Source organism: Micromonospora sp. NPDC048169 (assembly GCF_040652815.1).
In the GTDB taxonomy this organism is placed as follows: Bacteria; Actinomycetota; Actinomycetes; order Mycobacteriales; family Micromonosporaceae; genus Micromonospora.
On record NZ_JBEZMS010000007.1, the window covers coordinates 119,064 to 132,458 of the forward strand.

Here is a 13,395-nt window from a genome sequence, read left to right on the forward strand (position 1 = left end):
ACTTCCAGGCAGATTCCAGGCTGGTGACAGTGCTACGGGGAAAGCTGGTGACATGACCGACCACGAGACCGATCCGCAGCGGTCGCCGGCCCCCGCCGACGCCGAGCCGTCGCACCACACCGCCGAGCTGCCCCGCGTCGAGAGCGGGACGTCGGACTCCTCCTCCACCACCCCGGCCCCCGCGTCGGTTCCGGCCGACTCCCCGGCCGCCGGAACCGCCACGCCCGCCGGGAACACCACGCCCGCCGGGCCGTACCCGCCGCAGCCGGCGACGCCGTCCGCCCCGCCGTACCCGGCCTCGGGGCAGCCGCAGCAACCCCATCCCTGGTACGGGGGACAGCACCAGCAGGGCGGCTGGAACCAGCAGGGCAACGCGGGCTACCCGTCCACGCAGCACGGTGGGCCGGTGCCGTCGTACCAGGCGCAGCCGTACCAGGGGCAGCAGGGCTACCAGCCGTACCAGCCGACGCCGCAGTGGGGCCCGCAGCAACCGGCGCGGCCCAGCCGGGCCGGTAAGTTCGTCGGCGCGGGCGTGCTGGCGCTGGCGCTGATGTTCGGCTCCGGTGTCGCGGGTGGCGCGCTCGCCCTCGCGCTCGACGGGGGCGGCCCCACCCGCACCTACTCCGCCGCTCCGGTGATCAACAGCGCCGACCTGCCCAAGATCGCGGCCTCCGTCCAGGACAGCATCGTCACGATCATGACGGGCAGCGGTGAGGGCTCCGGGGTGATCCTCAGCGCCGACGGGTACGTGCTCACGAACAACCACGTGGTCGCCGGTGGCGGCGACACGGTCCGGGTGGTCTTCGCCGACGGCAAGAGCGCCTCCGCCAAGGTCGTCGGCACCGACCCGAAGACCGACCTCGCGGTGGTCCAGGCCGAGGGCGTGCGCGACCTGAAGGCGGCCAAGTTCGGCGACAGCGACGCCATGCAGGTCGGGGACCAGGTGCTCGCCCTGGGCAGCCCGCTCGGCCTCCAGGGTTCGGTCACCGCCGGCATCCTGAGCGCCCGCGACCGCACCATCCAGGCGGGCGGCGGCCAGCAGCAGAACCCGCAGCAGGGCGCCAGCTCGATCTCCGGGCTGCTGCAGACCGACGCCCCGATCAACCCGGGCAACTCCGGCGGCGCGCTGGTGAACACCCGGGGCGAGGTGATCGGCATCAACACCGCCATCGCCACCGCCGGACAGGGCAGCACCGGGAACATCGGCGTCGGCTTCGCCATCCCGAGCAACAAGGCCAAGGACGTGGCCGAGAAGCTCCAGCGCGGTGAGAAGATCAGCCACCCCTCGCTGGGGGTGAGCGTCAACGGCGCCGAGGACGGCGGGGCGCTGGTCGCCGCCGTCACGCCGGGCAGCCCCGCCGAGAAGGCCGGGATCCAGCGCGGCGACGTGATCACCAAGTTCGGCGACAAGGTGATCAACGACTCGAACGACCTGGTCGGCGCCGTGCAGGCCGGCAAGGTCGGTGACCGGGTCGAGGTGCAGTACAAGCGAAACGGATCCACCGAGAACGCAACCGTGACGCTCGCCGAGACGTCATAGTCCCGAGGACCTGCCTCCCTCCCGGGCGGCGGGCGACGGAGCCAAGGGGGTTGGCTCCGTCACCCGCCGCCCCTCCTCGTTCCCTCTCGCCCGAGCCGCGACTCACAGTGACGTGGAGCCGGCGTCGAGGTCACCGACGCCGGCAGGGCCGGCCTCGCCCCTGCGAGGGCGGATCGCCCACGGCGGATGACGATCTGTCACCCGGTACGGGTGAGGCCGGCTCACCCGCACCGGCGGCAGCCTGGCGGGTATGACCACCACCATGCCTGCCGTGCGTACCGACCAGGCGATCCAGCGTGACGTCCTCGCGGAACTGGACTGGGACGCGCAGACCCGGGCCACCGAGGTCGGCGTGACGGTCGCCGACGGCGTCGTCACGCTCACCGGCCAGGTGGACGGCTACGCCCGGCGGTGGGCCGCCGAACGCTGCGCCCACCGGGTACGCGGCGTGCGCGCGGTCGCCAGTGACCTGGCGGTCGTCCTGCCCGCCACGGAACGGCGTACCGACGCCGACATCGCGATCGCGGCGAGCCGGGCCCTGGAGTGGGACAGCTTCGTGCCCGCCGAGCGGCTGGACGTGACGGTGGCCGACGGCTGGGTGATGCTCCGCGGCGAGGTCGAGTTCGGCTTCCAGCGCCGTACCGCCGAGCGGGAGCTGCGCCGGCTGCGCGGCGTACGCGGCGTGACGAACCTGGTCGAGGTGCGGCCCCCTACCCCGCCGAGCGACGAGCAGAGGCGGCTCGACCTGCGCCGCCTGCTGGCGCGGCGTACCGGGACCGAGCGGATCGACGCCCGGGTCGACGGCGACACGGTCGTGCTCGACGGCGTGGCGAGCGCCTGGTGGCAGCGGGAGGACGCGGAACGGGCCGCCTGGGCGCTACCCGGCGTACGGGAGGTGCACGTCGGGATCGTGGTGTCCGGCTGACGCGGTCGTTTACCGCGAGCCGGGTCGGGAACCCGCGCGCAGCGGGGTACGCCGGGGAACCGACGGGGAGGACTCGTAGCCGTGAACCAGCAGTCCCCGGAGCGCGGGTGGGCCGGGCCGTTGCGGATCGCCATGGTGGTGCCGCCCTGGCTGTCGGTGCCGCCGCCCGGCTACGGCGGGCTGGAGACCGTGGTGGCGGGTCTCGTCGACGCGCTTGTCGAGCGGGGGCACCGCGTCACGTTGTTCGGCGCCGGGACCGACCACGGCACCGCCGCCGAGTTCGTCTCCACCTGCGCCGACCTCCAGTACGAGCGGATGGGCGAGTCGCTGCCCGAGCTGGCGCACCTGGCCCACGTCGACCGCCTGGTCGGCCCGGCCGACTTCGACCTGATCCACGACCACACCACGATCGGCCCGATGGTGGCCGGCCGCCGCCGGGTGCCCACAGTGGCCACCGTGCACGGCAACCCGGTCGGCGAGTACGGCACGGCGCTCGGCGCCACCGACCAGGGCGTGGGGCTGGTCGCGATCTCGCACGCCCAGCGCCGGGCGAACCCGGGGCTGCCCTGGGCCGGCACCGTGCACAACGCGATGCCGCTGCGGGACATCCCCCGCAAGCGCGGTCCGGGCGCGGGCCCGGTGCTCTGGCTGGCCCGGTTCAGCCCGGACAAGGGCCCGGACGTGGCCGTGGCGGCCTGCCGGGCGGCCGGGCTGCCGCTCACGCTCGCCGGCAAGAGCAGCGAACCGGCCGAGCGGCGCTACCTGGAGCAGGTGGTCCGGCCGCTGCTCGGCGACGACGTGACACTCGTGGTGAACGCGGACCGGGCGACCGCGCTGCGGCTGATGCTGGACGCCCGCTGCCTGATCATGCCGATCCAGTGGGCGGAGCCGTTCGGCATGGTGATGGTGGAGGCGATGGCGACCGGTACGCCGGTGGTGGCGCTGAGCCGGGGCGCGGTGCCGGAGCTGATCCGCGACGGGGTCACCGGTTTCGTCTGCGACCACCCCGGCGAGCTGCCGGCGGCGTTGCGGGCGGCGGCGGACCTGGATCCGGTGGACTGCGTCGCGCACGTGGCGGAGAACTTCTCGGTGGAGCGGATGGCCGCCGACTACGAGGCGGTCTACCGGGGCTTCCTGGCCGCGCGGGCGAGCACGGGGGCGGCCCGCGCGGTGGCGCCGGCCGTCGCCGGCTGACCCGTCAGGTCTGCCCGGCCACGAGTTCCGCGGCGGCGGCGTCGAGCCGCCGCGCGTACCCGGGACTGATGCTGCCCTCACGGCGGCGTTCGTCGATCTTGCCGCGGAGCCGGTCCACGGCGGCGGTCACCGCGTCCTCGCCGTTCGCGGCGACCGCGTTGCGCAGCAGGTTACGCAGGTCCACCCCGACGTCCTCGCGGATCTGGCCCTCGGTCAGCCCGGCCTCGATCAGTCCGTCCACCCGTTCGGCGGCGTCGGCCTGACCGGCGGCCGGCGGGCGGGTGCCCCCGGTCGGCGGCGGGGGTGTCGTGGTGGCCGGCGGGGTGGTGGCCGGGTCGTCGGTCACCGGCGGTTCGGCGGGCGACGGCTGCACCGGCCCGGCGGTCGGCAGCACCCGGGGTCCGGCCTGCCGGTCCGGCGTCAGCGCGGGCACCAGCAGCGCCGCGGCGGCGACCACTGTCACACCGACCGCTGCCAGCGTGAGGGTACGCCGCCGGCCCGGCCGCGCAACCGGCAGCGGCTGCGCGGCGGGGGACGGCTCCGGCACCGGCTGCGCCACGGGGATCCGGCCCGCAGCCGGCTGCGCGGCTGGATCGGGCGGCGGCGAGGTCAGCGCGGGCAGCGTCATGGTCGGCGCCAGCATGGTGGCCGCCTGCGGGTCGGCGGGCAGCAACTGGTCGCGCAGCACGGCGGCGACCCGGTGCGCGGTGGGCCGCCGCCGCGGGTCGCGGGCCAGGCAGCGCAGGCAGATCTCCGCGACCGGCCGGGGCAGTCCCGGTACGTCGTCCAGAGTGGGCTCCGGACTGTCCGCGAGCGCCGCGCTCAGTTCCTCCCAGGTCTCCGCCGGGTACGGCGGGTGCCCGGTCAGCGTCTCGAACAGCAGCACGCCGAGCGAGTACACGTCGGTGGCCGGCTGGGCGGGCGCACCGTCGAGCCGCTCCGGTGCCACGTACGCCGGAGTGCCGAACGTGCCGCCGTCCTCGTCGTCGTCGGGCGTGCCGATCCGGGTGGCGATGCCGAAGTCGAGCACCTTCGCGCCGGTGGCCGTCATCATCACGTTGGCCGGTGTCACGTCGCGGTGCACGATGCCGAGCCGGTGCGCCGCGGCCAGCGCCTCGGCCACCTGCGCGCCCGTCTCCACCGCCGCCGGCCAGGGCATCGGCCCCTCGGTGAGCCGGTGCTCCAGTTCCTCGCCGCTGAGCAGCTCCATCACCACGAACGAGGTGATCGAGCCGTCCGGGGCCACCGTCTCGCCGTAGTCGTGCACGGCGGTGACGTGCGGGTGGTCGAGCTGCGCGGCCGAGCGGGCCTCCTCGCGCACCATGTCGCGGAACCGGGCGTCGGCGGCGAGCGAGGGGGCGAGCACCTTCACCGCCACCACCCGGTCGAGCACCTCGTCGCGGGCACGCCAGATCACCGACATGCCACCGGCGCCGATCCGGTCGATGAGCCGGTACCGACGGGCCAGCAGACGGCCGGCCTGGAGTGTCGCCATCAGCTCGCACCTGCCTGGGCTCGGGAGCGCTATCAGGTTGCGGGAATGTGTCTGACCTGTCAACAGTCGTCCGGTTGACGATCGCGGTGCGTCACAAGCCGGGCCGGTTCGTGTGACGCTCCGGTGACCGGGCGGGGCGGCCAACCGGCCGGGTGTGGGCCGCGTGCCAGGATGAACGGCATGGCAGCAGGTCCGGTGGCGTTCGTGCTCGGCGGCGGGGGAGTGCTCGGCGCGGTCGAGGTGGGGATGCTGCGCGCCCTGTTCCGCGCCCGGATCAAACCCGACCTGGTGCTCGGCACGTCGATCGGCGCGGTGAACGGCGCCCTGGTCGCCGCCGACCCGACCGAGGCGGTCACCGACCGGCTGGTCCGGCTGTGGGCGTCGCCCGAGGCCAGCGAGGTGTACGGCGACTCGGTCGCCCGGCAGCTGCGCCGGTTCGCCGCCCGTACCCACCTGCACTCGCCCCGGCCGCTGTACCGCCTGCTGGAGAGCACACTGGGCGAGAACACCACCTTCGCCGACCTGGTTGTGCCGTTCCGCTGCTGCGCCGCGAACATCGAGCGCGCCGCCGAGCACTGGTTCCACACCGGACCGCTGGTGCCGGCGGTGCTCGCGTCCGCCTCGGTGCCGGGGCTGCTGCCGCCCACCCAGATCGACGGCCAGCACTACATCGACGGCGGGGTGGTCAACTCGATCCCGGTCGGCGAGGCGGTAACGCTCGGCGCGAAGCAGATCTTCGTACTCCAGGTGGGCCGGATCGAACGCGAGCTGAGCCCGCCGCGCCGCCCGTGGGAGATCGCCCAGGTGGCGTTCGAGATCGCCCGCCGGCACCGGTTCGCGCGGGAGATGGCGGCGCTGCCCGAGGACGTCGAGGTGCACGTGCTGCCCACCGGCGGGCTGGAGCCGCGCGACGACAGCCCGTGGGCGTACCGGGACACGGCGGCGGTGGGACGGCGGATCAGCCGGGCGTACACTGCCTCCCGCCGATACCTGGACACCGCGCTGGAGCGCTGAATGCCGCTGCCGCCCCGCTGGCTACGCCGGCTGGTGCTCGCCCCTGGTGTGGTGCTGCTGGCCTTCTTCGTGGTGACCACGCTGCCCGGCTGGGCGCTGCTGGCGCTGGCCGCGTCCCCGCTGGTGCCGGGGCGGCTGCGCCCGCTGCGGCTGCTCTGGATCGGCACCGTCTACCTGGTCTGGGACGCCGCCGCGCTGCTCGCCCTGTTCGTGCTCTGGCTCGCCTCGGGCTTCGGCGTGTACAAGCGCGCGCCGGCCTTCCAGCGGGCCCACTACGTCCTGGCCGGCTGGTTCCTGCGGGTCATGTTCTGGCAGGCCCGGTGGACGCTGCGGCTGAGCATCGACGTGGTCGGCACCGACCCGGACACCGCCCTGCCCGGCCGCCCCGAGCTGGTGGTCTGCCGGCACGCCGGGCCGGGCGACTCGTTCATCCTGATCCACGCGCTGGTGAACTGGTTCAACCGTGAGCCCCGGATCGTGCTCAAGGAGACGCTCCAGTGGGATCCGGCCATCGACGTGCTGCTCAACCGGCTGCCCAACCGGTTCATCGCGGCCGGGCCGGACGGGCGCGAGTCGGTGACCCGGCAGGTCGGGCACCTGGCCACCGGCCTGGACGACGACGACGCCTTCGTGATCTTCCCGGAGGGCGGCAACTTCACCCCGTCGCGCCGGCTGCGCGCGATCGACCGGCTGCGCTCGCTCGGCCTGGAACGGATGGCGCGGCGGGCCGAGCGGATGCGGCACGTGCTCGCCCCGCAGCCGGGCGGGCTGCTCGCCGCGCTCGACGCCGCGCCGGACGCCGGAGTGATCTTCGTGGCGCACACCGGTCTGGACCAGATGCTCACCGTCGCGGACGTGTGGCGCGAGCTGCCGATGGACAAGCGGATCGTGATGCGGTTCTGGTCGGTGCCGCCGGAGGAGATCCCGGCCGGCAAGCAGGAACGCATCGACTGGCTTTTCGACTGGTGGGCCCGCATCGACAGGTGGATCGCGGACAACCGCGACGGCGCGGCCGACACCTGAGCCGAATCACCGGAGCTCCTGTTCAGCGCGGTGGCGGCGGGCGACGTAGGGTGCGCTGGTGGACCAGATCTGCGTGGTGACGACTGTGGTGGACGCCCGCGGGGTCGCGGACGTGCTGGCGGCCGCGGCCGTCGCCGGCCGGCTGGCGGCCTGTGCTCAGGTCGGCGGCCCGGTGGACAGCACCTACTGGTGGCAGTCGGCGATCCAGACCACTGTCGAGTGGCAGGTGCGGTTCAAGACCGCGCCGGACCGGGTGGACGCCCTGGTCGACCAGATCCGGGCCAACCACCCGTACGAGGTGCCGGAGATCCTGGTCAGCCGGGAGGGCAGCGGCAACCCCGGTTACACCGCCTGGGTACACGAGCAGACCCGGCCCTAGGTACTCCTACTCTGTCCCTCCACCCCGCCGCCCGCGAGGCTGGCCGGGTGGAGAACACCGGCTACCCCTGCCCCGGTTGCGGCGCCCCGGCCGACCTCGTCGCCGGATGCCGCGGCTGCGGCCGTCCGCCCTACCCGCCCGCCGCCGAGGTGATCCGGCTGGACCGGGAGATCGGCGAGCTGGTGCCGCGCGTCGAGGCGGCCCGGCTCGCGTACCAGGAGCTCTCCGGCCGGCTGGTCACGGCCCGGCAGCGGCGGGCGGCGCTCGCCGCCCGGGTCCGCCAGGAGATCCCCGCGCCGCACGCCGCCGGTCCCGCGCCGCACCCGGCGGTGACGCCGCCGCGCCCGGTTCCCCCCACCCCAGCGGTACGCCCCGGCGGCGCGGAGACCTCCACCCGCGCGGTCCAGGGCCTGCTGTTCGTCCTCGGTGGACTGCTGCTCGGCACCGCCGCTGTGGTGTTCACCGCCGTCGCCTGGACCACGTTCGGGGTGGCCGGCCGGGCGCTGATCCTGCTCGCCGTGACCGCGCTGGCCCTGGCCGCGCCGCTGGTCGCCCGGGCGCGCGGGCTGCGCGGCACCGCCGAGACGCTCGCCTCGGTGGCGTTGCTGCTCGTGGTCCTGGACGGGTACGCCGCCTGGTCGGTGGACCTGTTCGGGGTGACCGCCCTGCCCGGCAGCCGGTACGCGGCGCTTGTCGCGGCGGCCGGCACGGCGGTGGCGGCCGGGTACGGCCTGGCCAGCCGGCTGACCGCACCCTGGTTCGCGGCGTGGCTGCTCGCCCAGCCGGTGCTGCCGCTGGCCGCTGCCGCGTTCCGGCCCACCGCCGCCGGCTGGGCGCTGGTGCTGACCGCTGTGGCGCTCGGCAACCTCGCGGTGGTGCTCGCGCTGCGCCGCCGGACCCCTGAGGCGCGCGTGGCGCTGGTGGTCGGGCGGGTGCTGGGTTGGACCGGACACGGTGTGGCGCTGGTCCTGGCGGCCGGCTGCGCGCTGGTGCCGCTGGCTGTCGGTCGCGCGGCGGGCACGCCGCTGCTCGCCGGTGGCCCGCTGCTGGTGGTGGCGCTCGCAGTGGTCGCCGGCGCGCTCGCCGCCGGTGGCCGCCTCTGGCGCGCGACGACCACCGGGCTGCTGGTGCCGGTGCTCGCCCTCGCGCTGATCCGGCCGGTCGGCGAACTGCGGCCGGGGCTGCTGCTGCTCGCCGCCGGCCTGGTGGTGGCGGCGCTCGCCGGTGCGGTCCGGGCGCTGCCGGCGCCGGTCCGGACCGGCCCGCTCGTGGGCGCGCTCGCCGTGGCCGCCGGGCTGGGCCAGGTCGCGGTCGTGCTCACCGGCCTGGTCGGCGCGGCCACCGCGAGTGCCGGATTCCCGGCCTGGCAGGGCGGCCGGGACGTGCCGGTTCCGTCCTGGGGCTGGCAGCTTCCGGTGGCCCTGCTGCTGACCGCCGGGGCGGTGGCGCTGCTGACGCCGCGGGCCGTCCGGCCGCTCGCCGGCGTGGCGGCCGCCGGGCTGGTCGCCCTCGCGGTGCCGGCCGTGACGGCGACGCCGTGGCCGCTGGTGCTGGTCGTGGACCTCGCGGCGGCCACCGCGCTGCTGCTGGCGGCGGTGGTCCGGCCGCGCGGGGGACGGGTCGTCGTGCCGGCCGCCGCGTCGGCCGGGGCGGTGCTGCTCGGGCACGCGCTGCTGGTCGGCTGCGCCGCCCCGGCCGGTGCCGTCGCCGTGCTCGCCGTGACGGTGGTGCTCGGCGTGGCGCTCGCGGCACTGGGCCGGCGCGGGCGGGACGCGCAGCCCGTGGTCGGCGGCGTCGCGCTGGCGGTGGCGTTGCTTGCCGTACCGGCTGCGGTGGCCGTCGCGCTGCTCGGCCTGGGTGCGCCGGTCTGGTGGCAACTGCGGGGCGCTACCGCCGCTGTCGTGGTGCCGGTCGCCGCCGTCCTCGCCGTCCGTCGCCTGTGGACCGACCTGAGCGGGTACGCCTCGGCGGGGCTCGCCGTGGCGCTCGCCGGGGTCGGCCTCGGCCCGGTCGTCGCGCCGGGCGGGGAACCGGTGGCGCCGTACGCCACGGCGGGGGTACTGCTGGCGCTCGCCGCCGGGGCGGGTGCCCGGCCGGCGGTCGCGCCGCGGGTGGTGGGTGCCGCGCTGGCCGTGCTGGCGTTGCTGGACTCCGCGCGGCCGGTGCTGCTGGTGCTCGCGAACCTGCCGGTGCTGCCCTGGTCCGGGGCGCCCGCCGTCGCGGCGGCGTCCGCCGAGACCGCCCGTGCCGGGCTGGTGCTGCTGGCCCTGGGCGTCGCCGCCGCAGCCTTCGCCGCCACCGATCGCCGCGTCGCGTGGTGGCTCGCCGCGCTGCCGTTCGGCGCGGTGGCGCTTCCGGTGCTGCTGGCGGCGGCGGGTGCGCCCTGGCCGGTGGTGCCGGCGGTCGCGTTCGGGATCGGGCTGGCCGCGCTGCTGGCCGCCGCGCTCACCGGTGTGCGCCCGGTGGTGCTCGTGCCGCTCGGGGCGGTGCTGGCCGTACCCGGGTTCGGTGGCCTGCTCGCCACCCGGGCCCTGACGCTCACCGCGCTGGGTGTGCTGGTGGTGGCCGGGGTCGTGACCGGGGTGGCCGGGCGGTCGACGCCGGTCCGGATCGCGGGCTGGCTGGGCGCCGTGGCGGCGGCCACCGGGTTCGCCGTCACCGCGTCGATCGCGGCCGGGCAGCCGATGCGTACCGGGGCGTTCGCCGTCCTGGCCGTCGCGGCGGTGACGTCGCACGCGGCGCCGCTGCTGCGCGCGGGCCGGTCCCGTCGGCCGGCAGCGGCCGGGCCCGTCGTGCCCGCTCTGGCGCCGGGTGCGGCTGGGCCGGTGACGTCGGGTGCTGTGGGCGGGCCGGCCCTGCCGGCGAACGGGCCGGGCGGAGTCGGCGCGAAGCGGGCCGGTGCGTGGGTGCTGGAGGCGGCGGCGCAGGCCGTGGCGCTGCTCGCGCTGCTGCTCGCCAGCGGCTCGTTGCGGCACGCGGCGGCCGTCTGCGTGCTGTGGGGCGTCGCCGTCGCGCTCCGGGTGCTGCGCCGGGGCGAGTCGCCGGCCGGGCGGCGCGTGCTCGCGGCGGTGGCCGCGAGCAGCGAGCTGGTCGGCGCCTGGCTGCTGCTGGCCGCGCGCGGGGTGACGGTGCCGGAGGCGTACACGCTGTCGGCGGCGGCGCTCGCCCTGGGCGCCGGGTTGCTGGCGTTGCGGCGCCGGCCCGGGCTGACCAGTTGGCTGGCGCTCGGCCCGGGACTCGTCGCGGCGTTCCTGCCGAGCCTCGTGTCGGTGCTGGTCTCCGGTGAGCCGCAGCCGTGGCGGCGGCTGGCGCTCGGCGCGGCGGCGCTGGCGGTCGTGCTCGGCGGGGCGGCCCGGCGCTGGCAGGCGCCGGTGGTGCTGGGCGCGGCCACGCTGGTGCCGCTGGCCCTGCACGAGCTGGCCCGGGGCTGGGACCTGATGCCCCGCTGGATCTTCCTGGGGGTGGGTGGGCTGCTGCTGATCGGGCTGGCCGCCACCTACGAGCGGCGCCGGCGCGATCTGGTCCGGCTGCGCGACGCCGTCGCCCGGCTCGGCTGACGAACGCGGCGAGCCCTCTCACCCGCGATGGTGGGAGGGCTCGCCGCGTCGGGATCGATCGGTGTCGTCGGTCTCACCGGATCGGCGAACCGCCGTCGACCGGGATGGTGTGGCCGTGGATGAAGGACGCGTCGTCGCTGGCGAGGAAGCAGACCGCGCGGGCGATCTCGTGCGGCTCGCCGTACCGGCCGGCGGGCGCCTGCATGGTCAGGTCGTAGAACGGGAAGTCGCTGGTGATCTCCGCGCCCTCGAAGGCGGCGGTCTTGATCACGCCGGGGCCGATGCCGACCGCGCGGATGCCCTTGTGGCCGTAGTCGTAGGCGATCTGCTTGGTCAGCCCGATGACGCCGTGCTTGGCGGTGGTGTACTCCGCGCCGACCTCGCTGGCGACCAGGCCGGACGCCGAGGACACGTTGATCACGACGCCCTTGCCGCGCTCCAGCATGTGCGGCAGCGTGGCCTTGGTGGCGAGGAAGACGCCCTTCAGGTCGACCTCCATGACGCGGTCCCACTGGCTGTTCTCGATCTCCAGCAGCGGCACGTACGCGCCGAACACGCCCGCGTTGTTCACCAGCACGTCGATGCGCCCGTACGCGTCGAGAGCGGCGCTCACCATGGCGCGTACCGAGTCCTCGTCGATGACGTCGGCGGCCACCGCCACCGCGTCCCCGCCGGCCTCCTTGATCCGCGCGACGGTCGCCTCGGCGCGCTCCAGGGAGAGGTCGGAGACGACGACCTTCGCGCCCTCGGCGGCCAGCTCGACGCACATGGACATGCCGAGTCCGGAGCCGACCTGATCGGGGCTGAAGCCGCCGCCTGTCACGAGCACAACCTTGTCTGTCAATCCACGCACCGCGCTGTCTCCCGTCTGTCGATGACCCTGCGGCCCGCACCTGGCCGTTCGGGTGAGCAACACTCATCTTTTCGTCCAGACTAGCTGGTCAGAGCGGGTGCGCCCACCGGCGAGCGGGCTCGCTGCGATGTGACGAAGATCGTTTGCGCTGGTCCGGCCCGGCGGGGTAGGGACAGCACCACCATCGGGCCGGGGGTCTGCGGGATTACCCACGGCGACGAAAATCGCCAGAATCGGTGACGGAGAGTCGCGTACGAGAGCGTGGCTCGCGGCATCGGGGGCGACATGACTTCTTCCACGTTGACGGAACCCGCGGCACGGCGGGGCAGCGACTACGCGCGGCTGTCCCGCCGGATCGCCGAGGCGGGGCTGTTCGAGCGGCGGCCCGGCCGGTACGCGCTCCGGATCGCGCTGACGCTCGGCGTGTTTGTGGCCGGCTGGGTGGTGGTGGCGCTCGTCGGCGACTCGTGGTGGCAGATCCTCCTGGCGGTGGTCATGGCGGCGGCCACCACACAGGTGGCCTTCCTCGGCCACGACGCCGGGCACCGGCAGATGTTCCGCCGGCGCGGGCCGAGCGAGGCGGCCGGACTGGTCGCCGGCAACCTGGCGGTCGGTCTCAGCTACGGCTGGTGGGTGGACAAACACAACCGCCACCACGCCAACCCGAACCACACCGACGAGGACCCGGACGTCGGCGCGGGCGCGCTGGTCTGGACGTACGAGCAGGCGACGGCCACGCGCGGCCTGAGCCGGTGGATGGCCCGCCGCCAGGCGTGGCTGTTCTTCCCGCTGCTGCTGCTGGAAGGGCTGGCGCTGCACGTGGCCAGCGTGCAGGCGCTCGTCGGCCGCGAGCCGGACGGGCGGTGGCGGGTGCCGATGCGGCACCGGGCCGTGGAGGCGCTGCTGCTCGCCGCGCACGCCGCCGGCTATCTCGGGCTGCTGTTCGCGGTCATGTCACCGGCCAAGGCGCTGCTGTTCGTCGCCGTGCACCAGGGGCTGTGGGGCCTCTACATGGGCTGCTCGTTCGCCCCGAACCACAAGGGCATGCCGATGCCGACCGCCGACGACGAGCTGGACTACCTGCGTAAGCAGGTGCTGACCTCGCGCAACGTACGCGGCGGCCGGTTCGTCGACCTGGCGCTGGGCGGGCTCAACTACCAGATCGAGCACCACCTGTTCCCGAACATGCCGCGCGCCAACCTGCGCCGGGCCCGGCCGCTGGTGATGGCGTACTGCGCCGAGCAGGGCGTCCCGTACGCGGAGACCGGGCTGGTCGAGTCGTACCGGCAGGCGTTGGCGCACCTGCACGACGTGGGCCGGCCGCTGCGCGCGGCCTGAGCCGACCGGCTGCCGGTAGGGTCGTCGGGTGGTGGAGGGCGCGCCGCGGTGGTGGCGCGCGGCGCGGCGGGGCGAAC

At 75.4% G+C, this 13,395-nt stretch carries 10 protein-coding genes; 8 read left to right on the forward strand and 2 right to left on the reverse strand.

The window, feature by feature from the left end; all coding sequences use genetic code 11:
* Positions 1–52: 52 nt before the first annotated feature.
* From AB0D28_RS09035 to AB0D28_RS09045, 3 genes are all read left to right on the forward strand, one after another.
* Positions 53–1,540 (forward strand): trypsin-like peptidase domain-containing protein, encoded by a 1,488-nt coding sequence (locus tag AB0D28_RS09035; RefSeq protein ID WP_357383777.1) that lies wholly within the window; start codon positions 53–55, stop codon positions 1,538–1,540.
* Between the two features lie 250 nt (positions 1,541–1,790).
* The gene (locus AB0D28_RS09040; RefSeq protein ID WP_357383779.1) at positions 1,791–2,465 is read left to right on the forward strand and encodes a BON domain-containing protein; all 675 of its coding nucleotides are present in this window, start codon (positions 1,791–1,793) and stop codon (positions 2,463–2,465) included.
* A gap of 132 nt (positions 2,466–2,597) precedes the next feature.
* Positions 2,598–3,659: a glycosyltransferase family 4 protein gene (locus AB0D28_RS09045; protein WP_357383925.1), complete on the forward strand. Its 1,062-nt coding sequence runs from the start codon at positions 2,598–2,600 to the stop codon at positions 3,657–3,659.
* Between the two features lie 4 nt (positions 3,660–3,663).
* Here the strand turns inward: AB0D28_RS09045 and AB0D28_RS09050 are convergent, their stop codons facing one another.
* Positions 3,664–5,154, reverse strand: a complete 1,491-nt coding sequence (locus AB0D28_RS09050) for a protein kinase (RefSeq protein ID WP_357383781.1) — start codon at positions 5,152–5,154, stop codon at positions 3,664–3,666.
* A gap of 180 nt (positions 5,155–5,334) precedes the next feature.
* Here AB0D28_RS09050 and AB0D28_RS09055 point away from each other — a divergent pair, with 180 nt between their 5' ends.
* The 4 genes from AB0D28_RS09055 to AB0D28_RS09070 are packed head-to-tail and all read left to right on the forward strand — an operon-like array spanning position 5,335 to position 11,127.
* On the forward strand, positions 5,335–6,168 hold the full coding sequence (locus AB0D28_RS09055) for a patatin-like phospholipase family protein (RefSeq protein ID WP_357383783.1): 834 nt from the start codon (positions 5,335–5,337) through the stop codon (positions 6,166–6,168).
* Positions 6,169–7,191 carry a 1-acyl-sn-glycerol-3-phosphate acyltransferase gene (locus AB0D28_RS09060; RefSeq protein WP_357383785.1) on the forward strand — a complete coding sequence of 341 codons (1,023 nt, stop codon included), beginning with the start codon at positions 6,169–6,171 and terminating at the stop codon, positions 7,189–7,191. It abuts the gene before it with no gap.
* Between the two features lie 58 nt (positions 7,192–7,249).
* Complete coding sequence (gene cutA, locus AB0D28_RS09065) at positions 7,250–7,570, forward strand: divalent-cation tolerance protein CutA (RefSeq protein WP_357383787.1); 321 nt, start codon at positions 7,250–7,252, stop codon at positions 7,568–7,570.
* A gap of 47 nt (positions 7,571–7,617) precedes the next feature.
* Positions 7,618–11,127 carry a hypothetical protein gene (locus AB0D28_RS09070; protein ID WP_357383789.1) on the forward strand — a complete coding sequence of 1,170 codons (3,510 nt, stop codon included), beginning with the start codon at positions 7,618–7,620 and terminating at the stop codon, positions 11,125–11,127.
* A 73-nt stretch (positions 11,128–11,200) separates the two neighbouring features.
* Here AB0D28_RS09070 and AB0D28_RS09075 read toward each other — a convergent pair whose 3' ends face one another.
* Positions 11,201–11,980, reverse strand: coding sequence for a glucose 1-dehydrogenase (locus AB0D28_RS09075; RefSeq protein ID WP_357383791.1), 780 nt, complete (start codon positions 11,978–11,980; stop codon positions 11,201–11,203).
* Between the two features lie 285 nt (positions 11,981–12,265).
* Here AB0D28_RS09075 and AB0D28_RS09080 point away from each other — a divergent pair, with 285 nt between their 5' ends.
* Positions 12,266–13,318, forward strand: a complete 1,053-nt coding sequence (locus AB0D28_RS09080) for an acyl-CoA desaturase (protein WP_357383793.1) — start codon at positions 12,266–12,268, stop codon at positions 13,316–13,318.
* The last annotated feature ends 77 nt before the right edge of the window (positions 13,319–13,395 follow it).

Coding starts and splice junctions, on each gene's coding strand:
- AB0D28_RS09050 (WP_357383781.1), bottom strand. CDS start 5,154: ATGGCGACACTCCAGGCCGGCCGTCTGCTGGCCCGTCGGTACCGGCTC.
- AB0D28_RS09080 (WP_357383793.1), top strand. CDS start 12,266: ATGACTTCTTCCACGTTGACGGAACCCGCGGCACGGCGGGGCAGCGAC.
- AB0D28_RS09035 (WP_357383777.1), top strand. CDS start 53: ATGACCGACCACGAGACCGATCCGCAGCGGTCGCCGGCCCCCGCCGAC.
- AB0D28_RS09040 (WP_357383779.1), top strand. CDS start 1,791: ATGACCACCACCATGCCTGCCGTGCGTACCGACCAGGCGATCCAGCGT.
- AB0D28_RS09060 (WP_357383785.1), top strand. CDS start 6,169: ATGCCGCTGCCGCCCCGCTGGCTACGCCGGCTGGTGCTCGCCCCTGGT.
- AB0D28_RS09045 (WP_357383925.1), top strand. CDS start 2,598: ATGGTGGTGCCGCCCTGGCTGTCGGTGCCGCCGCCCGGCTACGGCGGG.
- AB0D28_RS09055 (WP_357383783.1), top strand. CDS start 5,335: ATGGCAGCAGGTCCGGTGGCGTTCGTGCTCGGCGGCGGGGGAGTGCTC.